At 61.0% G+C, this 19,643-nt stretch carries 20 protein-coding genes; 8 read left to right on the top strand and 12 right to left on the bottom strand.

The window, feature by feature from the left end:
- The first annotated feature begins 2 nt into the window (after positions 1-2).
- The 5 genes from BW33_RS15870 to BW33_RS15850 are packed head-to-tail and all read left to right on the top strand — an operon-like array spanning position 3 to position 4,622.
- Positions 3-1,991, top strand: coding sequence for a heme lyase CcmF/NrfE family subunit (locus BW33_RS15870; RefSeq protein WP_047599961.1), 1,989 nt, complete (start codon positions 3-5; stop codon positions 1,989-1,991).
- The gene (locus tag BW33_RS15865; protein ID WP_007961670.1) at positions 1,988-2,524 is read left to right on the top strand and encodes a DsbE family thiol:disulfide interchange protein; all 537 of its coding nucleotides are present in this window, start codon (positions 1,988-1,990) and stop codon (positions 2,522-2,524) included. Before BW33_RS15870 ends, BW33_RS15865 begins: the two co-directional genes overlap by 4 nt.
- Entirely contained in the window at positions 2,521-2,991 is a 471-nt protein-coding gene (locus BW33_RS15860) for a cytochrome c-type biogenesis protein (RefSeq protein ID WP_047599960.1), read from the top strand. The genes BW33_RS15865 and BW33_RS15860 overlap by 4 nt, the downstream gene beginning before the upstream one ends.
- Positions 2,988-4,190, top strand: coding sequence for a c-type cytochrome biogenesis protein CcmI (gene ccmI / locus BW33_RS15855; RefSeq protein WP_047599959.1), 1,203 nt, complete (start codon positions 2,988-2,990; stop codon positions 4,188-4,190). Before BW33_RS15860 ends, ccmI begins: the two co-directional genes overlap by 4 nt.
- A gap of 27 nt (positions 4,191-4,217) precedes the next feature.
- Positions 4,218-4,622 (top strand): hypothetical protein, encoded by a 405-nt coding sequence (locus BW33_RS15850; RefSeq protein WP_047599958.1) that lies wholly within the window; start codon positions 4,218-4,220, stop codon positions 4,620-4,622.
- Positions 4,623-4,680: 58 nt separating this feature from the next.
- Here the strand turns inward: BW33_RS15850 and BW33_RS15845 are convergent, their stop codons facing one another.
- The 3 genes from BW33_RS15845 to BW33_RS15835 all read right to left on the bottom strand — a co-directional run bounded on the left by BW33_RS15845 (position 4,681) and on the right by BW33_RS15835 (position 6,691).
- Positions 4,681-5,256: a PIN domain-containing protein gene (locus BW33_RS15845; RefSeq protein ID WP_047599957.1), complete on the bottom strand. Its 576-nt coding sequence runs from the start codon at positions 5,254-5,256 to the stop codon at positions 4,681-4,683.
- A complete protein-coding gene (locus tag BW33_RS15840) occupies positions 5,253-5,720 on the bottom strand; it encodes a helix-turn-helix domain-containing protein (RefSeq protein WP_047599956.1) in 468 nt (155 codons plus the stop codon). The genes BW33_RS15845 and BW33_RS15840 overlap by 4 nt, the downstream gene beginning before the upstream one ends.
- Positions 5,721-5,803: 83 nt before the next feature.
- Entirely contained in the window at positions 5,804-6,691 is an 888-nt protein-coding gene (locus BW33_RS15835; protein WP_047599955.1) for a LysR family transcriptional regulator, read from the bottom strand.
- A gap of 307 nt (positions 6,692-6,998) precedes the next feature.
- Here BW33_RS15835 and BW33_RS15830 point away from each other — a divergent pair, with 307 nt between their 5' ends.
- On the top strand, positions 6,999-7,211 hold the full coding sequence (locus tag BW33_RS15830; RefSeq protein WP_047599954.1) for a type II toxin-antitoxin system HicA family toxin: 213 nt from the start codon (positions 6,999-7,001) through the stop codon (positions 7,209-7,211).
- Positions 7,211-7,615, top strand: a complete 405-nt coding sequence (locus BW33_RS15825; protein ID WP_047599953.1) for a type II toxin-antitoxin system HicB family antitoxin — start codon at positions 7,211-7,213, stop codon at positions 7,613-7,615. The genes BW33_RS15830 and BW33_RS15825 overlap by 1 nt, the downstream gene beginning before the upstream one ends.
- A 68-nt stretch (positions 7,616-7,683) precedes the next feature.
- Here the strand turns inward: BW33_RS15825 and BW33_RS15820 are convergent, their stop codons facing one another.
- Entirely contained in the window at positions 7,684-8,871 is a 1,188-nt protein-coding gene (locus BW33_RS15820) for an MFS transporter (protein ID WP_047599952.1), read from the bottom strand.
- Between the two features lie 243 nt (positions 8,872-9,114).
- Between BW33_RS15820 and BW33_RS15815 the strand changes: the two genes are divergently transcribed.
- Entirely contained in the window at positions 9,115-9,735 is a 621-nt protein-coding gene (locus BW33_RS15815) for a DUF5666 domain-containing protein (protein WP_047599951.1), read from the top strand.
- Between the two features lie 159 nt (positions 9,736-9,894).
- Here BW33_RS15815 and BW33_RS15810 read toward each other — a convergent pair whose 3' ends face one another.
- The 8 genes from BW33_RS15810 to gcl form a co-directional block, all read right to left on the bottom strand.
- The gene (locus tag BW33_RS15810) at positions 9,895-10,893 is read right to left on the bottom strand and encodes a sulfate ABC transporter substrate-binding protein (RefSeq protein ID WP_047599950.1); all 999 of its coding nucleotides are present in this window, start codon (positions 10,891-10,893) and stop codon (positions 9,895-9,897) included.
- Positions 10,894-11,004: 111 nt separating this feature from the next.
- Positions 11,005-11,829, bottom strand: a complete 825-nt coding sequence (locus BW33_RS15805) for an ion transporter (protein ID WP_047599949.1) — start codon at positions 11,827-11,829, stop codon at positions 11,005-11,007.
- A 21-nt stretch (positions 11,830-11,850) separates the two neighbouring features.
- On the bottom strand, positions 11,851-12,765 hold the full coding sequence (locus tag BW33_RS15800) for an urea transporter (RefSeq protein WP_047599948.1): 915 nt from the start codon (positions 12,763-12,765) through the stop codon (positions 11,851-11,853).
- Between the two features lie 209 nt (positions 12,766-12,974).
- Positions 12,975-14,390: a pyruvate kinase gene (gene pyk, locus BW33_RS15795; RefSeq protein ID WP_047599947.1), complete on the bottom strand. Its 1,416-nt coding sequence runs from the start codon at positions 14,388-14,390 to the stop codon at positions 12,975-12,977.
- The gene (locus BW33_RS15790; RefSeq protein ID WP_047599946.1) at positions 14,387-15,661 is read right to left on the bottom strand and encodes a glycerate kinase type-2 family protein; all 1,275 of its coding nucleotides are present in this window, start codon (positions 15,659-15,661) and stop codon (positions 14,387-14,389) included. Before BW33_RS15790 ends, pyk begins: the two co-directional genes overlap by 4 nt.
- 179 nt (positions 15,662-15,840) lie before the next feature.
- Complete coding sequence (locus tag BW33_RS15785; RefSeq protein WP_047599945.1) at positions 15,841-16,731, bottom strand: 2-hydroxy-3-oxopropionate reductase; 891 nt, start codon at positions 16,729-16,731, stop codon at positions 15,841-15,843.
- A 200-nt stretch (positions 16,732-16,931) separates the two neighbouring features.
- The gene (gene hyi, locus BW33_RS15780) at positions 16,932-17,714 is read right to left on the bottom strand and encodes a hydroxypyruvate isomerase (RefSeq protein WP_047599944.1); all 783 of its coding nucleotides are present in this window, start codon (positions 17,712-17,714) and stop codon (positions 16,932-16,934) included.
- Between the two features lie 156 nt (positions 17,715-17,870).
- The coding region (gene gcl, locus BW33_RS15775) for a glyoxylate carboligase (protein WP_236645223.1) at positions 17,871-19,643 on the bottom strand (1,773 nt) is incomplete at its 5' end.

The following is a 19,643-nucleotide window of genomic DNA, read 5'->3' as shown; positions in this document are numbered from 1 at the left end:
CGATGACGTCTGCACTGTTTATTCCCGAACTCGGCCATCTGGCGATGATTCTGGCGCTGTGTTTTGCGCTGGTGCAGGCCGTGGTGCCGCTGTTCGGTGCGTGGCGCGGCGACCGCATGTGGATGGGGCTGGCCCAGCCGGCGGCGTGGGGCCAGTTTGCGTTCCTGCTGTTTGCCTTCGGTTGCCTGACCTATGCGTTCATGACCGACGATTTCTCGGTCGGTTACGTGGCGATGAACTCCAACAGCGCCTTGCCGTGGTACTACAAGTTCAGCGCGGTGTGGGGCGCCCACGAAGGGTCGCTGCTGCTGTGGGCGCTGATTCTCGGTGGCTGGACCTTCGCCGTGTCGGTGTTCTCCCGGCAGTTGCCGCAAGTCATGCTCGCCCGCGTACTGGCGGTGATGGGCATGATCAGCACCGGTTTCCTGTTGTTTCTGATCCTCACCTCCAACCCGTTCTCGCGGATTCTGCCGCAGATTCCGGCCGACGGTCGTGACCTCAATCCGCTGCTGCAAGACATCGGCCTGATCGTGCATCCGCCGATGCTGTACATGGGTTATGTCGGTTTCTCGGTGGCGTTTGCCTTCGCCATCGCCGCATTGCTGGGTGGTCGTCTCGACGCCGCATGGGCACGCTGGTCGCGGCCGTGGACGATTGTCGCCTGGGCCTTCCTCGGCATCGGTATCACCCTCGGTTCGTGGTGGGCGTACTACGAACTCGGCTGGGGCGGCTGGTGGTTCTGGGACCCGGTGGAAAATGCCTCGTTCATGCCGTGGCTGGTCGGCACCGCGCTGATCCACTCGCTGGCGGTCACGGAAAAACGTGGCGTGTTCAAGAGCTGGACAGTGTTGCTGGCGATTGCTGCTTTCTCCCTGAGCCTGCTCGGGACTTTCCTCGTGCGTTCCGGCGTGCTGACCTCGGTACACGCGTTTGCCTCGGACCCTGAGCGCGGCGTGTTCATTCTGATCTTCCTGCTGTTCGTGGTCGGCGGTTCGCTGACGCTGTTTGCGTTGCGCGCTCCAGTGGTCAAGAGCCAGGTCGGCTTCAACCTGTGGTCGCGGGAAACCCTGCTGTTGGGCAACAACCTGGTGCTGGTGGTGGCGGCGTCGATGATTCTGCTCGGCACCCTGTATCCGCTGATACTCGATGCCTTGAGCGGCGCCAAACTGTCGGTTGGCCCGCCGTACTTCAACGCGCTGTTCATCCCGTTGATGGCGTTGCTGATGCTGGTGATGGCGGTCGGCGTGATCGTCCGCTGGAAGGACACGCCGGTGAAGTGGCTGGCGAACATGCTGACCCCGGTGTTGCTCGGCAGCGTCGCATTGGCCGTGGTGGCCGGTGTCGCTTACGGCGATTTCAACTGGGCGGTGATCGCGACGTTCCTGCTCGCTGCGTGGGTGTTACTCGCCGGTGTGCGCGACATCTTCGACAAGACTCGTCACAAGGGCCTGATCAAAGGTCTGCCAACCCTGACCCGCAGCTACTGGGGCATGCAGATCGCTCACCTCGGCATCGCCGTGTGCGCCCTCGGCGTGGTGCTGTCGAGTCAGAACAGTGCCGAGCGCGACCTGCGACTGGCGCCGGGCGAGTCGATGGACCTGGCTGGTTATCACTTCATCTTCGAAGGCGCCAAGCACTTCGAAGGGCCGAACTTCACCTCCGACCGGGGCACCATCAGGGTGATCCGCGACGGCAAGGAAGTCAGTGTGCTGCACCCGGAAAAACGCCTGTACACCGTGCAGAGTTCGATGATGACCGAGGCCGGGATCGACGCCGGTTTCACTCGCGATCTCTATGTTGCACTGGGCGAGCCGCTGGAAAACGGCGCGTGGGCGGTTCGGGTTCACGTCAAACCGTTCGTGCGCTGGATCTGGTTCGGCGGTCTGCTGACCGGCCTGGGCGGATTGCTGGCGGCACTGGATCGGCGTTATCGAGTCAAGGTCAAAGCCAAGGTGCGTGAAGCCCTCGGCCTGCAAGGAGCGGCTGCATGAGACGTTGGTTGATGCTGGTACCTCTGGCGATTTTCCTGCTGGTGGCGGTGTTTCTTTATCGCGGTCTGTACCTCGATCCGGCGGAGCTGCCGTCGGCGATGATCAACAAGCCCTTCCCGGAATTCAGCCTGCCGAACGTGCAGGGCGACAAGACCCTGACCAAGGCTGACATTCTCGGCAAACCGGCGCTGGTCAACGTCTGGGGCACCTGGTGCATTTCCTGCCGGGTCGAGCACCCGGTGCTGAACAAACTGGCCGAGCGCGGCGTGGTGATCTACGGCATCAACTACAAGGACACCAACGCCGATGCATTGAAGTGGCTGGCCGAATTCCACAACCCGTATGTGCTGGATATCCGTGACGACGAAGGCTCGCTGGGCCTGAACCTCGGCGTGTACGGCGCGCCGGAAACCTTCTTCATCGACGCCAAGGGCATCATCCGTGACAAGTACGTCGGGGTGATCGACGAGCAGGTCTGGCGCGAAAAACTCGCAGCCAAGTATCAGGCGCTGGTCGATGAGGCCAAGCCATGAAGCGCTTTATTGCTGCCGTGGTCTTGGGCCTGAGTCTGGCCGGTGTGGCGCATGCCGCGATCGACACTTACGAGTTCGCCAGGGAAGGCGATCGCGAACGCTTTCGTGAACTGACCAAGGAACTGCGCTGCCCCAAGTGCCAGAACCAGGACATTGCCGACTCCAACGCACCGATTGCCGCCGACCTGCGCAAAGAGATTTTCCGCATGCTCGGCGAGGGCAAGGACAATCAGCAGATCATCGATTTCATGGTCGATCGCTACGGTGATTTCGTCCGCTACAAACCGGCGCTCAATGCCAAGACTGCCTTGCTGTGGTTCGGCCCGGCGGGTCTGTTGTTCGGCGGCCTGGTGGTGATCGCGGTGATCGTTCGCCGACGCCGGGCACAACGCACCGAAACCCCGCCATCGCTGTCCACCGAAGAGCGTCAGCGCCTCGACCAACTGTTGGATAAAAACCAAGAATGATTGATTTCTGGCTTGCCGCAGGGCTGTTGCTTCTGGTCGCCCTGAGTTTTCTGCTGATCCCGGTTTTGCGTGGCCGTCGCGCCCAGCGTGAAGAGGACCGAACTGCCCTGAACGTTGCGCTGTATCAGGAACGCGTCGCCGAGCTGCAAGCGCAGCAGGCTGAAGGCGTACTCGATGCGGCGCAAATGGACAGCGGCCGTGCCGAAGCTGCGCGTGAGCTGCTCGCCGATACCGAAGGCGTTGCCGCTCCGCGCGTCTCGAAACTGGGCAAGCCGTTGCCGCTGCTGGCGGCGCTATTGGTGCCGGTATTGGGCCTGGGGCTGTATCTGCATTTCGGCGCTGCCGACAAAGTCGAGCTGACCCGCGAGTTCGCCCAGGCGCCGCAGTCGATGGAAGAGATGACCCAGCGTCTGGAACGTGCTGTTGCGGCGCAGCCGGATTCGGCGGAAGGCCTGTACTTCCTCGGTCGCACCTACATGGCCCAGGATCGTCCCGCAGACGCGGCGAAGATGTTCGAACGCGCCGCCAACCTTGCCGGTCGCCAGCCGGAGCTGCTCGGCCAGTGGGCGCAGGCGCAATACTTTGCCGATGGCAAAAAGTGGTCGGACAAGATCCAGGCTCTGACCGATGAAGCGTTGAAAGCCGATCCGAAAGAAGTTACCAGCCTCGGTCTGCTCGGCATCGCCGCGTTCGAGGGTGAGCGTTATCAGCAGGCAATCGACTACTGGAACCGACTGCTGGCGCAACTACCGGCGGACGACAACTCCCGCGCCGCCTTGCAGGGCGGGATCGAGCGCGCCACCGAGCGCCTGCAAGCCAGCGGCGGCAAGGTCGCCGCAGCGCCAGCCGCCAAGGCTGCCGCGCTGCTCAAGGTGCGTGTCGATCTGGCCAGCGAACTCAAAGGCAAGGTGCAACCGGGCGACAGCGTGTTCATCTTCGCCCGCGCCGTTTCCGGCCCGCCGGCACCACTGGCGGCCAAGCGCCTGACCGTGGCGGATCTGCCGGTGACCGTCGAACTGGGCGATGCCGACGCGATGATGCCGCAGTTGAAACTGTCGAACTTTCCTGAAGTCCAACTGGTTGCGCGCGTCTCCCGTGCCGGTCAACCGACCGCCGGGGAGTGGGTGGGTCGCAGCGGCCCGCTGGCCAGCAGCACCACCGCGCCGCAAACACTGACCATCGACAGCCCGGACAAATAACCCCGGAACCCACAGGAAAGCACCGCCATGCACAGCCTCGCCCGCATCACCGTCATCACATTGGCCTTGAGCATGAGCGCATGTGCGGTGCACCGATCGGAACCGACCACCAACCTGCCGCCGATCCCGCCGTCGCAACCGAGCCCGACCCCGTCGACCTCGCCGACCCCGGGCAAAAGCATTCCGGCCAAACCGTCCAAGCCAGTCCCACGCACCTCGGCCAGCTTCGCCCCGCCACCGGGCGGCAACAGTCACTGGGACCAGAAACTCGGCGTCTACGTCCTCGACGACCAGACCAACACCTTCTACCGCCAGCGCACCTACTACCGCTGGGACAACGGCTGGAGCCGCTCGGTCAGCCCCAACGGCCCGTGGGAAGACACCAACATCCACGGCGTGCCGCCGGGATTGGGAAAACAGTTCGGGCAGTGATGAAAAACGGCGATCTCTGGATCGCCGTTTGTTTGTCTGGTGTTCACAAAATGATTATTCAGAGAATCGCACGATAGGCGCTTAGCGCCCGAACTGACTCAACCAATCCCTGTCGCTGCAAAAGATCCAGAAACGGCTCAACGGCTATCGGCGGCAATTTAAGTTGTTGGCGCTGCCGTTGCGCTGCTGCGATAACAACTGCCTGATCAAGGTGAAACAGATTTTCGACAAACTCATCAGGGTGTTGGGTCTCGACGCCATAGGGGGCGAGGCAGGGATCGGGAAAATCTTTCAGGTTGAACGTCACGATCACCCCTGCACCACAGCGTATGGCTACGGCCAGTACATGGCGGTCGTTGGTATCGGGTAAGGAAAGTCCGGTGATCAGGTCTTCAAAATCGTAGACACAGGCATCCGGGATCGCACGGTCCATAAGCTCGGACGTGCGATCCAGTTGCTCTATCGTGAGGTCGGTTCGGTTTTTCAATAAATTGCGTTTCCATTCGCGGTGAATCTCCTGGGTCCATCGGGCCCGAAATCGCCCCGAAAGCGCGAGCCACATCAGGAAGTCTCTCAATGGGGCGGGGTACAAAACACATGCATCGTATACAGCGGTGAAAGGTGAATGCCTCACTCGTATCCTGTCCTTAACGCCTGTGCCTGCTCCGCGAGAAGCGCCATTGCTTGCTCGCTGGCGGTGTCGCGCCGGGTTTTATAGTCCATCAAATCGGCGAAACGCACACGTCGGTGCTTGCCGGTTTTGTGGTAGGACAACTCGCCACTTTCCAGCAGTTTTATCAGGTGCGGGCGTGAGACATTGAGCAGGTCGGCGGCTTCCTGAGTGGTCAGCTCGGCATGCACCGGTACGACTTTGACCGCGTTACCCTCGGCCAGCGCCGCCAGAATATCCATCAGCAGTTGTAATGCCGAGGTCGGCAGCTCGACCTGATGCGCCTGGTTCTGTTCGTCGAAAATCTGGATGTGCTGTGTTTCGAATTGGGTCGCCAGGTAGGCGGCGAGCGCGCGTTTGCCTTCAATTGCGGCTTTGACTTCGCGCTCTACCGGGAGGTTGAGAGAGGGATGAAGGACGATCGACATAATGGATTCCAGCATTCTGAATAGAGGATGCTGAAACGTTATTCGAATTAAACGAAAATCGCAATAAACGAAAAAGAGCCTGTTCAGGTCAGGTGTTTCAGCAAATTTTCCATGTACTCCACAAACGCCCGCGCCTTCGCACTGACCATCCGCCCCGTCGGAAACACCGCCCACAAGTCCTGATCCGGCAATACCCAGTCACTCATCACCGCCCTGACCGCGCCGCTCGCCAGCTCCGGGGCGAACATCCATTGCGAGGCGATGGTCAGGCCCTGATCGGCCAGCACGGCTGCACGCAAGCCCTCGGCGGCGCTGACCCGCAGGCGGCCGGTCAGGGTTTGCGTCTGTTGTTCGCTGCCCTGAGTGAAGGTCCAGGTGGCGCCGCCGCTGAGGTTGTAGACGATACCTTGATGCTGATCCAGATCGGCAGGGCGGTCCGGCTCGCCGTGGCGGGCGAAGTAGGCCGGGCTGCCGAGCACCACGCGGCGGCAGTCGGCGATTTTGCGCGCGGTGAGGCTGGAGTCGCTGAGCGGGCCCATGCGCAGGGCGATGTCGATGCCTTCTTCGACCAGATTGATATTACGGTCATCGAGCATCAGGTCGATGTTCAAATGCGGATGCTGATCGAGAAACGGCCCCAGCTGCGGCACGACGTGCAGGCGACCGAAAGTCACTGCAGCGCTGATCCGCAAGTTACCGCTTAAACCGCTGGCGCTGCCACGGGCAGCGTTATCGGCTTCGTTGGCTTCATCGATGGCGCGCCTGGCCCGCTCGAAAAACGCCAGTCCGGCTTCAGTCGGGGTCAGGCCGCGAGTCGAGCGCAGCAGCAGGCTCACAGCCAAGCGTTTTTCCAGCTGGGCGATGGTTTTCGACACGGCTGGCTGGCCGATATTGAGCCGTCGGGCGGCAGCGGAAAACGAGCCGGTTTCGACGACGTAGACGAAGGTTTCCATGGCGGCGAGGCGGTCCATCTCAGATCCTTGGGCAATCTTGAAGCGTTCAGAGGAGTCCTGTGGAAGCGAGCTTGCTCGCGAAGGCGTCGGATCAGCCAGCACATTTGTTGAATATCAGACCGCTTTCGCGAGCAGGCTCGCTCCCACAGGGGAACAGGGTGCTGGCCAGGACGTAGCTTTGCGAGTCGCTGAGTTTAATCCGTGGACAAGACTGTGCCATCAATCACATGCGGTAAAACAACCGAACGTCGTTCTGCAGACTTATGTGCTTGAGTAAAGATAACTCTAGAGTTACTTTTATTCGGCCGGAGCAAGGAGGCGCCAGGTGCAAAGCAGGCTATTGATCAAGGAGCTGGAGGAGGCAGGCTGGACGCTGGATCGAGTCACCGGCAGTCATCACATCTTCACGCATCATTACAACCCGTACACCATTCCCGTTCCTCACCCTGAAAAGGATTTGCCGCTGGGGACGGTCAAAAGCATCAGGAGGCGTGCCGGGTTGCTCCACCCGCCAGCCAGCTACAAGGGAGAGCCATAATGCAATATCCGATCTGCATCGAATGGGGTGACGACGACACCGCCATCGGCATTCAGATACCTGACATTCCCGGCGCCGTCACGGCTGGGGATACCTTCGAGGACGCCTATAACGCCGCTGTTGAAGTCGCCCATCTCATGCTGCAGGAGATGGCGGCGGACGGGGAATCGATTCCCATGCCGACGTCGGCAGCGGCGCATCGCAATAATCCGGAGTTTGCCGATATGGGCTGGGGGATGCTTGAACTGGATATCTCGCCGTACATGGGCAAGACCGAGAAGGTCAACGTGACGTTGCCAGGCTATGTGATCCAGCGCATTGATCGTTATGTGCGTGAACACAATGTCAAAAGCCGCTCTTCCTTTCTGGCGGATGCGGCGATGGAAAAGCTGGTTCGGTATTAAGCGTGATCGCTCCCATAGGCCCAGTGAGCACCTGTGGGAGCGAGCCTGCTCGCGATGCTTTTGACGCCCTACGCCGTTGCCAATGAACCACGCTGCGAAACACTCAAAAACCGCAACAACGCCAGCAGCGGGAACGCGCTACCGACAATCACGATCCACAACCAGCCGCCATGCTCATACACCGCACTGGCAACCGACGAGCCAAAGGCGCCGCCGATGAAGATGCTGGTCATGTACAGCGCATTCAGGCGACCACGGCTTTTGGCGTCGAGTGAATAGACTGCGCGCTGGCCGAGGACCATGTTCATCTGCACGCAGAAATCCAGTACCACGCCGGTCACGGCCAGGCCGATCACGCTGTAGGCCGGGTGGATGAAGGCTGGCAGGAAGCTCAGGCTGGCGAACAGCATGGCCAGCAGCGAAGCGATGCGGGTGTGGCCGGCGTCAGCCAGGCGTCCGCTGATCGGCGCGGCGATGGCACCGATGGCACCGACCAGGGCGAAGATCGCGATCTCGCTTTGCGACAGACCATGGTTGCGCGCCAGTTCCAGCGGCACCGCTGTCCAGAACAGGCTGAAGGTGGCGAACATGCAGCCCTGATAAAACGCGCGCTGACGCAGCACTGGTTGCTGGCGCAGCAGGGTCCACAGCGAGCCGAGCAACTGGCCATAGGAAGCGCTGTGATCGGGTTGACGCTTGGGCACGGTCAACGCCAGCACCACGCTGATCGCTGCCATCAACGCGGCGGCAATCATGAACATCGCGCGCCAGCCGAAATGGTCAGCGACGACGCTCGACACCGGCCGCGCCAGCAGAATGCCCAGCAGCAGGCCGCCCATGATCCCGCCGACCACCCGGCCACGGGATTCTTCCGGCGCCAGATGCGCGGCCAGCGGAATCAGGATCTGTACCGACACCGAACTGAAACCCACCAGCAACGAGATCAGCAAAAACACATTCGGCTGACTGGTGAACGCGGCACCGAGCAGGCTGGCAATCGCCACCATCGTGGTGAAGATCATCAGCCGGCGGTTTTCCAGCAGGTCGCCCAGCGGCACCAGGAAGAACAGGCCCAGCGCATAACCGATCTGCGTCAGCGAGACGATGAAGCTGGCCATGGTGTCGGAGAGGCCGATGTCCGGCGCGATCAGGCCGATGATCGGCTGCGCGTAGTAGATGTTGGCGACGATCGCGCCGCAGCAGAAGGCGAACAGCAGCACCATGCCTCGGGTCATTGCGTGAGTTGTGGCGTTCATAAGGTTTCTCGATCCAGCGAAAGGGAATGCGGTGAGGCTAAGGGACGCACCGAAGCGGCGGTAGAAGCCTTGTATCGATATCAGTTATTCCGTTGCGGAATGATTGGCTTCAACGGCGGTGTCGTCCATCGGCGAACCTTGCGTCCGGCCGGGGAGCGTCGATGATACATTCACTTACATCTTCTTCGATAGCGTGCTTATGTTTACCGCTGCGCTTTTACTGTTCATCACCGGAGGATTGCCATGTTGCGCCAGCTGCTGCGTCACACCACCACGATTGCCTTGATCGGCTTGCTCGGCGCTTCTGCGGTGCAGGCCGCCGATGCTCCGGGCATGCGTCTCGGCGTGCGCGGCGAGATCACCGGGGTCAGCGCCGACTCGCTGAAAGTCCACGTCAACAGTGGCGAACACGTGGTGATCCGGTTGAACCCGGACACCAGGATCCGCGCCGTCACCCTGGCGAATATCGAGGACATCAAGCCCGGCAGTTACATCGGCTCGGCCGCCATGCCGCAGGAGGACGGCACGCTCAAGGCAATGGAAGTGCACGTATTCCCGCCGGAGCTGGCCGGCAGCGGCGATGGCCACCGTCCGTTCGATTTGGCCAAGGGCAGCAGCATGACCAATGGCAGCGTCGGTGATCTGGTGGTCAGCAACGGCCGGGTGCTGACCGTCAACTACAAGGGCGGGCAGCAGAAGATCCTGGTGCCGGAAGATGTGCCGATCGTCAACCTGACGCCGGGGGATCGCAGCTTGCTCAAGGTGGGGGTGAAGATTGTCAGCTTCGTTACCCAGGACGCCGACGGCACGTTGACGGCGCAATCGATTTCCGCCGGCAAGGATGGCGTCACGCCGCCGATGTAACTGTCAGCACCTGGCCCCTGTAGGAGCTGCCGCCGGCTGCGATCTTGTGCTTTTGGTTTTTAAAATCAAAGTCAAAAGATCGCAGCCTGCGGCAGCTCCTACAGGGGGGCATAAAAAAGGCGACCTGTTGAGGTCGCCTTTTTCGTTACTGCCTAAGCCTTACTGGCCGCTATAGATCTGATCAAAGATCCCGCCATCATTGAAGTGGGTCTTCTGCACCGAGCGCCAGTCGCCGAAGGTTTTCTCCACCGACAGGAAATCAACTTTCGGGAAACGGTCGGTGTACTTCGCCAGCACCGCCGGGTCCCGTGGACGCAGGTAGTTGGCGGCGGCGATTTCCTGGCCTTCCGGCGACCACAGGTATTTCAGGTATTCATCGGCGGCGGCGCGGGTACCCTTCTTGTCGACCACTTTGTCGACCACCGACACCGGTGGCTCGGCTTCGGCGGAGACGCTTGGGTAGATCACTTCGAACTGATCACGACCGAATTCGCGTGCGATCATTTCGGCTTCGTTCTCGAAGGTCACCAGCACGTCACCGATCTGGTTGGTCATGAACGTGGTGGTCGCGGCGCGGCCACCGGTATCGAGCACCGGCGCTTGCTTGAACAGTTTGCCGACGAAGTCCTTGGCCTTGTTCTCGTCACCGCCATTTTTCAGCACGTAGCCCCAGGCCGAGAGGTAGGTGTAGCGGCCGTTGCCCGAAGTTTTCGGGTTGGGCACGATCACCTGCACGCCGTCCTTGAGCAGATCCGGCCAGTCTTTCAGGGCTTTCGGGTTGCCTTTGCGGACGATGAACACGGTGGCTGAGGTGAACGGCGCACTGTTGTTCGGCAGGCGAGTGACCCAGTTTTCCGGAACCAGTTTGCCGTTGTCGGCGAGGGCGTTGATGTCGGTCGCCATGTTCATGGTGATGACGTCGGCCGGCAGGCCGTCGATCACCGAACGCGCCTGCTTGCTCGAGCCGCCGAAGGACATCTGCACGGTGATGTTTTCGTTGTGTTCGGTCTGCCAGTGTTTCTGGAACGCAGTGTTGTAGTCCTTGTAGAAATCGCGCATCACGTCATACGAGACGTTGAGCAGGGTCGGTGCGGCTTGAGCCACGCTGCCAAAGGCAAGACCGGCGGCGAGAAGTGAGGCGCCAAAGAGTTTTTTCACTGCGCATTCCTTGTTTTGTTTTGTGTAGGGGCTACCGCAGGGGGTGATGTTTAATTGCCACTGACTATAACGGGGCACGCATAGTCCTTTAAAGATTAAAAAGCTCTGTGCTTATTCCAGTTTCTTGAACAGCGCATTACCGCAACGGGAACAGAAGGCCGCGCCATGTTCATGGCTGTTTTTCTTGCACACCGGGCAGTCGTGTTGCAGTTGTTCACCGCGCATGGCGTTGGCCAGTTCTGCAGTGAAAATACCGGTGGGCACGGCGATGATCGAGTAACCGGTGATCATCACCAACGACGAAATCACTTGGCCCAGCGGGGTCTTCGGCACGATGTCGCCGAAGCCCACCGTGGTCAGGGTCACGATAGCCCAATAGATGCCTTTGGGGATGCTGGTGAAGCCATGTTCCGGGCCTTCGATCACGTACATCAGGGTGCCGAACACCGTCACCAGGGTGCAGACGCTGACCAGAAACACCACGATCTTCTGCTTGCTGCCACGCAGCGCCGACATCAGGTAGTTGGCTTGCTTGAGGTACGGGCTGAGTTTGAGCACCCGGAAGATCCGCAGCATCCGGATGATCCGGATGATCAGCAGGTACTGCGCATCGCTGTAATACAGCGCCAGGATCCCCGGCACGATCGCCAGCAGATCCACCAGTCCGTAGAAACTGAAGGCGTAGCGCAACGGTTTTGGTGAGCAATACAGGCGCAGGATGTATTCACCGAGAAAAATGAGGGTGAAGCCCCACTCGATGTAGGCCAGCACATCGGCGTAGTTCTGGTGAATGCTGTCGATGCTGTCGAGCATCACCACCACCAGGCTGGCGAGGATGATCAACAGCAAGGTGCCGTCGAAGCGCCGCCCGGCGAGGGTGTCGCTCTGGAAAATCATCACGTAAAGCCGTTCACGCCAACTGTTGCTGCTGTCCATGGATAACGCCTGAATTGAAGATCAGCGCAGCCTAGGTTGATTGTCCCCCTGCGCGCAAGGCGTGGCGTCGACGGCCGCTTTACCGAGCATCTGGATCCCGGCGCGGATCAGCCAGCCGGCGAGGATGAACGGCGCGGTCAGCGTCGCCAGACCGAGGGCGGCGAACAGCGGGGTGACCAGCAGCGCGAGGACGATGCCCAGCAGCGGCAACCACGGTTGCTGGCGTTGCGCACTGAAGGCGAGGGCCGCGAGCACCGCGTTGTAACTGCCCAGCCCCAGCAACGCAGCAGCGGTTTCGTGGTGCAGCAGACTGGACGCGAGACCGATGGCCGAGGCCAGCAGTGCCCAGCAGAACGCGCGGCGATCGGCGATCAACAAACCGATGCCGATCAACGTGCCGGCCAACGGATGATCGAGGAACATCACCTGACCGAAGCCGTTGAGTGCAGCGGCGAGTAGATTCAGGGTGTTCATTTCGATCGCTGGCATCGGCGCCGACGGTTCGGCGAACAGCAGCAGGATCCAGCCGATTGCCACGAACGGTGAGGTGTAAGCCGGTATCGATCGGCTGCGGTACACGTGTTTGAGCCATTGCTGGGTGACCATCGCACTGAGACCGCCGGCCGCCACAATCAGCGGCGGCAGCAGCGGTGACCAAGGGAAATACAGGCTCAGCAACAAACCAAGCAGCACGCCGTTGTAACTGAACAATCCGGCCTGGCGATCAGCCTTGGCATAGTTGCGCCGTTGTGCGGTGAGCAATCCGGCAACCGCACCGAGCACCGCGCCGGCAAACAGCACCGGCGCGGTGAGCAGGATCGCCAGCAGGCACAACAGGCCGCACAGCGGGTGGCGCTGGAGGAATATCTGACTGAAACCGTTGAGCAAAGCCTCGGCCCAGTCGGGGCAGTGGGTGTTGAAATGATTGGCAGGCATGTTGAAAAAATCTGGGCAGTTGGAAAAGCAAAAGGTCTTGCATAAATGTGGTGAGGGGATTTATCCCCGATGGGCTGCGAAGCGGCCCCCAATCGGTGAGTGCGGTTTTTCTGTGAAAACCGTCACACCCTTAAAAGCGGTGACTGCTGCGCAGTCATCGGGGATAAATCCCCTCGCCACAGGTTTTGTATTCACATCAAAAATATGGGTCAGATCAGTGTTTCGATCCGCAGTGAGTTGGTCGATCCCGGTTGCCCGAACGGCACGCCGGCGGTGATCAGCAAGGTATCGCCACGCTCGGCCATGCCTTGGGCCTGGGCGATTTCCAGCGCGGTTGAACACACTTCATCGACCTGACGCAGGCGATCGTTGACCACCGAGTGAATACCCCACGCGACACTCAAGCGGCGCGCGGTCTGCAGGTTCGGCGTCAGGTTGAGAATTGGCGCTTTTGGTCGTTCCCGCGCCGCACGTAATGTCGAGGCCCCCGACTCGCTGTAGTTGACCAGCACGGCCACCGGCAGCACGTTGCTGATGCGGCGGATCGCGCAACTGATCGCATCGGACACCGTCGCTTCGGCTTTCGGTCGGCTGACGTCGAGCTGGGTCTGATAATCCGGGCCGTTTTCCACTTGGCGGATGATCTTGCTCATCATCTGCACCGCTTCCAGCGGGTATTCGCCGGACGCGGTTTCGGCAGAAAGCATCACCGCATCCGCGCCTTCAGCCACGGCGTTGGCGACGTCGGTGACTTCAGCGCGGGTCGGCGCCGGGGAGAAGCGCATCGATTCGAGCATCTGCGTCGCCACCACCACCGGTTTGCCGAGTTCGCGGCAGGTACTGATGATGTTTTTCTGGATCTGCGGCACGCTTTCCGCCGGCACTTCCACGCCGAGATCGCCGCGAGCGACCATGATCGCGTCACTCAATTCGGCGATTTCGCGCAGTTGTTCAACCGCTGACGGCTTCTCGATTTTCGCCATCAGGAAGGCTTTGTCGCCGATCAGTTCGCGGGCTTCGAGAATGTCTTGCGGACGTTGCACGAACGACAGCGCCACCCAGTCCACACCCAGCTCCAGACCGAAGCTCAGGTCGCGGCGATCCTTGGCGGTCAGCGGGCTGAGGTCGAGCACCGCTTGCGGCACGTTCACCCCTTTGCGGTCAGAAAGCTCGCCGCCGTTGAGCACGGTGGTGTCGATCGCGTCGGTGTATTTGCTGACCACGCGCAGGCGCAGCTTGCCGTCATCCAGCAGCAGATCCATACCCGCTTCGAGCGCGGCGATGATCTCCGGGTGCGGCAGGTTCACCCGGCGTTCATCGCCCGGTGTCGCATCCAGATCGAGGCGAAACGCCTGACCTCGATGCAGCTGAACCTTGCCGTCGGCGAACTTGCCGACGCGCAGTTTCGGCCCCTGCAAATCCATCAGAATGCCCAGCGGATAGTTGAGCTGGCGCTCGACTTCGCGGATCCACTGATAGCGCTTGGCGTGGTCGGCGTGATCGCCGTGGCTGAAGTTCAGGCGGAAGATATTGACCCCGGCCTCGACCAGTTCACGGATGTCTTCGATGCCATCGACGGCAGGCCCGAGGGTGGCGAGGATTTTGACCTTTTTATCAGGCGTCATGATTTGCAGTTCTCAAGGATCAGGATGGCGCGGAAGTCGTTGACGTTGGTGCGGGTCGGCTCGGTGACGATCAGCGCGTCGAGCGCTTCGAAGTAGCCGTAACCGTTGTTGTTATCCAGTTCGTCGCTGGCGCTCAAACCGAGGGCGGCGGCGCGGGCGTAGCTGTCCGGGGTCATGATCGCGCCGGCGTTGTCTTCCGAACCGTCGATGCCGTCGGTGTCACCGGCCAGCGCGTAGACGCCGGGCTGGCCCTTGAGGCTGTCGGTGAGGCTCAAGAGGAATTCGGCGTTGCGTCCGCCACGGCCATTGCCGCGCACGGTCACCGTGGTTTCGCCGCCGGAGAGAATCACGCACGGCGCAGCGAGTGGCTGCCCATGGTTAATGATCTGCCGGGCGATGCCGGCGTGAACCTTCGCCACCTCGCGGGACTCACCTTCCAGGTCGCCGAGGATCAGCGTGCTGAAACCGGCCTGGCGGCATTTCACCGCTGCGGCATCCAGCGATTGCTGAGGGCGGGCGATCAACTGGAAATGGCTGCGGGCCAGGCTCGGATCACCGGGTTTGACGGTTTCCGATTCCGGGCTTTGCAGCCAGTTGCGCACCGAGGCCGGGACCTCAATGCCGTAGCGCTTGAGGATCGCCAGCGCATCGGCTGAAGTGCTCGGGTCGGCCACGGTCGGGCCGGAGGCGATGACCGTGGCGAGGTCGCCCGGTACATCGGAAATCGCATAGGTATACACAGTGGCAGGCCAGCAGGCCTTGCCGAGGCGGCCACCCTTGATCGCCGAGAGGTGCTTGCGCACGCAGTTCATCTCGCCGATGGTCGCGCCGGATTTGAGCAGGGCTTTATTGATCGACTGCTTGTCAGCCAAGGTAATGCCTTCTGCCGGCAGGGCGAGCAGGGCAGAACCGCCGCCGGAGAGCAGGAAGATCACGCGGTCGTCTTCAGTCAGATTGCTGACCAGCTCCAGCACACGCTTGGCCACGGCCAGACCGGCAGCGTCCGGTACCGGGTGCGCGGCTTCGACCACTTCGATTTTTTCGCACGGAGCACCGTGACCGTAACGGGTCACCACCAGACCGGATACTTCACCCTGCCAGCAGCGCTCGACCACCTGCGCCATGGCGGCTGCGGCCTTGCCGGCGCCGATGACGATCACCCGACCGCTGCGATCGGCAGGCAAATGGGTTTCGAGGACTTGGTTCGGATGGGCCGCGTCGATGGCTGTGGCAAACAGCTCGCGCAGCAGTTGTTGCGGATCGACCGACATGGCGGGCTCCCGGAATTCTTGTTATTGGAAGGAAAGCAGCCTGGGCAAGCTCTGGATGGAACATCCCTTTAACTGGATGAACCGGGTCCGGTAGGAGCTGCCGCAGGCTGCGATCTTTTAGCGGGTCATGCGGTGAGCGGTCGGGCTGAAGATCAAAAGATCGCAGCCTTCGGCAGCTCCTACTTATCGCGAATCGAGAAGTTGGCCATGTGTTCCAGGCCCTTGATCAGCGCCGAGTGATCCCAGTTGCTGCCACCGATCGCCGCGCAGGTGCTGAACACTTGCTGGGCGTTGGCGGTGTTTGGCAGGTTGATGTTCAGTTCCTTGGCGCCTTGCAGGGCCAGGTTCAGGTCCTTCTGGTGCAGGCTGATGCGGAAGCCTGGATCGAAGGTGCCTTTGATCATGCGCTCGCCGTGCACTTCGAGGATCTTCGACGAAGCGAAACCGCCCATCAGCGCTTCACGCACCTTGGCTGGATCGGCACCGTTTTTCGAGGCGAACAGCAGGGCTTCGGCCACGGCCTGGATGTTCAGTGCGACGATGATCTGGTTCGCCACTTTGGCGGTTTGACCGTCACCGTTGCCACCGACCAGGGTGATGTTCTTGCCCATGGCCTGGAACAGCGGCAGGGCGCGTTCGAAGGCATCGGCATCGCCGCCGACCATGATGCTCAGGGTCGCGGCCTTGGCGCCGACTTCACCACCGGATACCGGGGCGTCGAGGTACTGCGCGCCTTTTTCGTTGATCTTTGCCGCGAAGGCTTTGGTGGCGGTCGGCGAGATCGAGCTCATGTCGATCACCACTTTGCCTTTGCCGATGCCTGCCGCGACGCCGTCGGCGCGGAACAGCACGTCATCGACCTGCGGGGTGTCCGGCACCATGACGATGATGAATTCAGCTTCCTGCGCCACTTCGCGCGGGTTGGCCAGGGCGACGGCGCCAGCGGCAACCAGATCGGCCGGAGCGGCGTCGTGGTGCGCCGACAGGAACAGGCTGTGACCGGCTTTCTGCAGGTTCGAAGCCATTGGGTGGCCCATGATGCCGGTGCCGATAAATCCGATTTTAGCCATGAGAAAATCCTCTTGTTTTTGTGTAGCCAAATAATCTGCCGAACACACTGTGTGGCGAGGGAGCTTGCTCCCGCTGGGGGGCGAAGCCCCCCCAAAACCAGCCACTGTGGTGTGTCAGACAAAATCGGTTTGCAGGATTTACGACTGCTTCGCAGCCGAGCGGGAGCAAGCTCCCTCGCCACAAGGGTGTTGCAGTGTTCTTAAATTGCGTTGTGAGTTTTCAACCAGCCCAGGCCCGCTTCAGTGGTGGTCAGCGGCTTGTATTCGCAACCCACCCAACCCTGATAACCGATGCGGTCCAGGTGTTCGAACAGGAAGCGGTAATTGATTTCACCGGTGCCCGGCTCGTTGCGCCCCGGGTTGTCCGCGAGCTGCACGTGGTTGATCTCGCCCAGGTGCGATTGCAGGGTGCGGGCCAGATCGCCCTCCATGATTTGCATGTGGTAGATGTCGTATTGCAGGAACAGGTTGGCGCTGCCGACCTGCTCGCGAATCGACAGGGCTTGCGCCGTGTTGTTCAGGTAGAAGCCCGGGATGTCGCGGGTGTTGATTGCTTCCATCACCAGCTTGATACCGGCCGCTTGTAGCTTGTCGGCGGCGTACTTGAGGTTGGCGACGAAGGTCTTCTCAACGGTTGCGTCATCAATGCCCTGCGGACGAATACCGGCCAGGCAGTTGACCTGGGTGTTGCCCAGCACTTGCGCGTAGGCAATCGCCAGATCGACCCCGGCGCGGAACTCTTCGACCCGATCCGGCAGACACGCGATACCGCGCTCGCCCTTGGCCCAGTCACCGGCCGGCAGGTTGAACAGCACTTGGGTCAGACCGTTGGCATCGAGCTTGGCCTTGATCTCGGCGCAGCTGAAATCGTACGGGAACAGGTATTCCACACCACTGAAACCGGCCTTGGCGGCGGCGTCGAAACGGGCAAGGAAATCCTGTTCGGTGAACAGCATGGACAGGTTGGCTGCGAAACGCGGCATGGTGGTCTCCTGTTGCGAATTAATGATGATGGCTTTGTGTAGGAGCTGCCGCAGGCTGCGATCTTTTGACCTTGATCCTGAAAAACCAAGATCAAAAGATCGCAGCCTGCGGCAGCTCCTACAGGGGAGTAACCGCGGCCATCAAATCCTGGCAGATCAGTCAAGCAGTAAAGTCGCCGTCGGTGCGTCGTTGCCGACCAGTGCCAGGTCTTCGAATTCGTTGACGGCGTTGATCTCGGTGCCCATGGAAATGTTGGTCACACGCTCCAGAATAATCTCGACGATCACCGGCACCTTGAACTCTTCGATCAGCTCCTGAGCCTTGCGCAGCGCAGGCTGGATCTGAGCCGGTTCGAACACCCGCAACGCCTTGCAACCCAGGCCTTCGGCGACCGCGACGTGGTCGACGCCGTAACCGTTGAGTTCTGGAGCGTTGAGGTTGTCGAAAGACAACTGCACGCAGTAGTCCATGTCGAAACCGCGCTGAGCCTGACGGATCAGCCCCAGGTACGAGTTGTTCACCACCACGTGGATGTACGGCAGCTTGAACTGCGCGCCCACCGCCAGCTCCTCGATCATGAACTGGAAGTCATAGTCGCCCGAGAGCGCCACGACCTTGCGCGTCGGATCAGCCTTGACCACGCCGAGTGCGGCCGGAATGGTCCAACCCAGCGGGCCGGCCTGGCCGCAGTTGATCCAGTGCCGCGGTTTGTAGACGTGCAGGAACTGCGCGCCGGCAATCTGCGACAGACCGATGGTGCTGACGTAGCAAGTGTCTTTGCCGAACACCTGGTTCATCTCTTCGTAAACGCGCTGCGGCTTGACCGGCACGTTGTCAAAGTGGGTCTTGCGGTGCAGGCTGGCTTTACGTTGTTGGCAGTCTTGCTGCCAGGCGCTGCGGTTCTTCAGCTTGCCGGCGGCTTGCCATTCACGGGCGACTTCGATGAACACGGTCAGCGCGGCAGCCGCGTCGGAAACGATGCCCAGATCCGGCGTGAACACGCGGCCGATCTGCGTGCCTTCGATATCGACGTGAATGAACTTGCGGCCTTCGGTATAGACGTCGACCGAACCGGTGTGACGGTTGGCCCAACGGTTACCGATGCCCAGCACCACGTCGGATTTGAGCATCGTCGCGTTGCCGTAGCGGTGCGAAGTCTGCAGGCCGACCATGCCGACCATCAGCGGGTGGTCGTCCGGGATGGTACCCCAGCCCATCAGGGTCGGGATCACCGGAATACCGGTCAGCTCGGCGAACTCCACCAGCAGGTCGCTGGCGTCGGCATTGATGATGCCACCGCCGGCTACCAGCAATGGGCGCTCGGCCTGATCCAGCAAAGCCAGAGCCTTCTCGACCTGAACGCGGGTCGCGGTTGGCTTGGCCAGCGGCAGCGGCTGGTAGGCGTCGATGTCGAATTCGATTTCAGCCATCTGCACGTCAAACGGCAGGTCGATCAGCACCGGGCCCGGGCGGCCGGATCGCATTTCGTAGAAAGCTTTCTGGAACGCGTAAGGCACCTGGCCCGGCTCAAGAACCGTGGTCGCCCACTTGGTCACGGGCTTGACGATGCTGGTGATGTCGACGGCCTGGAAGTCTTCTTTATGCATGCGCGCCCGTGGCGCCTGGCCGGTGATGCACAGGATCGGGATCGAGTCGGCCGAGGCGCTGTAGAGCCCGGTGACCATATCGGTACCGGCAGGGCCGGATGTGCCGATGCACACGCCGATGTTGCCGGCCTTGGTGCGGGTGTAGCCCTCGGCCATGTGCGAAGCGCCTTCGACGTGGCGAGCGAGGACGTGATCGATGCCACCGACTTTCTGCAGGGCGGAGTACAGCGGGTTGATCGCAGCACCTGGAATGCCAAAAGCGGTATCAACCCCTTCACGGCGCATCACCAGAACGGCGGCTTCGATTGCTCTCATTTTTGC

Origin of the sequence: Pseudomonas sp. RIT288 (genome assembly GCF_000631985.1) — a bacterium.
GTDB lineage: Bacteria > Pseudomonadota > Gammaproteobacteria > Pseudomonadales > Pseudomonadaceae > Aquipseudomonas.
The sequence above is the reverse complement of the archived record's forward strand: the minus strand, read 5'-3'. Positions and strand labels throughout refer to the sequence as shown.

Bases quoted from the DNA above. Each gene is read 5' to 3' on its own strand.
- BW33_RS15870 (WP_047599961.1), top strand. From the start codon at position 3: ATGACGTCTGCACTGTTTATTCCCGAACTCGGCCATCTGGCGATGATT.
- BW33_RS15865 (WP_007961670.1), top strand. From the start codon at position 1,988: ATGAGACGTTGGTTGATGCTGGTACCTCTGGCGATTTTCCTGCTGGTG.
- BW33_RS15860 (WP_047599960.1), top strand. From the start codon at position 2,521: ATGAAGCGCTTTATTGCTGCCGTGGTCTTGGGCCTGAGTCTGGCCGGT.
- ccmI (WP_047599959.1), top strand. From the start codon at position 2,988: ATGATTGATTTCTGGCTTGCCGCAGGGCTGTTGCTTCTGGTCGCCCTG.
- BW33_RS15850 (WP_047599958.1), top strand. From the start codon at position 4,218: ATGCACAGCCTCGCCCGCATCACCGTCATCACATTGGCCTTGAGCATG.
- BW33_RS15840 (WP_047599956.1), bottom strand. From the start codon at position 5,720: ATGTCGATCGTCCTTCATCCCTCTCTCAACCTCCCGGTAGAGCGCGAA.
- BW33_RS15835 (WP_047599955.1), bottom strand. From the start codon at position 6,691: ATGGACCGCCTCGCCGCCATGGAAACCTTCGTCTACGTCGTCGAAACC.
- BW33_RS15825 (WP_047599953.1), top strand. From the start codon at position 7,211: ATGCAATATCCGATCTGCATCGAATGGGGTGACGACGACACCGCCATC.
- BW33_RS15820 (WP_047599952.1), bottom strand. From the start codon at position 8,871: ATGAACGCCACAACTCACGCAATGACCCGAGGCATGGTGCTGCTGTTC.
- BW33_RS15815 (WP_047599951.1), top strand. From the start codon at position 9,115: ATGTTGCGCCAGCTGCTGCGTCACACCACCACGATTGCCTTGATCGGC.
- BW33_RS15805 (WP_047599949.1), bottom strand. From the start codon at position 11,829: ATGGACAGCAGCAACAGTTGGCGTGAACGGCTTTACGTGATGATTTTC.
- BW33_RS15800 (WP_047599948.1), bottom strand. From the start codon at position 12,765: ATGCCTGCCAATCATTTCAACACCCACTGCCCCGACTGGGCCGAGGCT.
- pyk (WP_047599947.1), bottom strand. From the start codon at position 14,390: ATGACGCCTGATAAAAAGGTCAAAATCCTCGCCACCCTCGGGCCTGCC.
- BW33_RS15790 (WP_047599946.1), bottom strand. From the start codon at position 15,661: ATGTCGGTCGATCCGCAACAACTGCTGCGCGAGCTGTTTGCCACAGCC.
- BW33_RS15785 (WP_047599945.1), bottom strand. From the start codon at position 16,731: ATGGCTAAAATCGGATTTATCGGCACCGGCATCATGGGCCACCCAATG.
- hyi (WP_047599944.1), bottom strand. From the start codon at position 17,714: ATGCCGCGTTTCGCAGCCAACCTGTCCATGCTGTTCACCGAACAGGAT.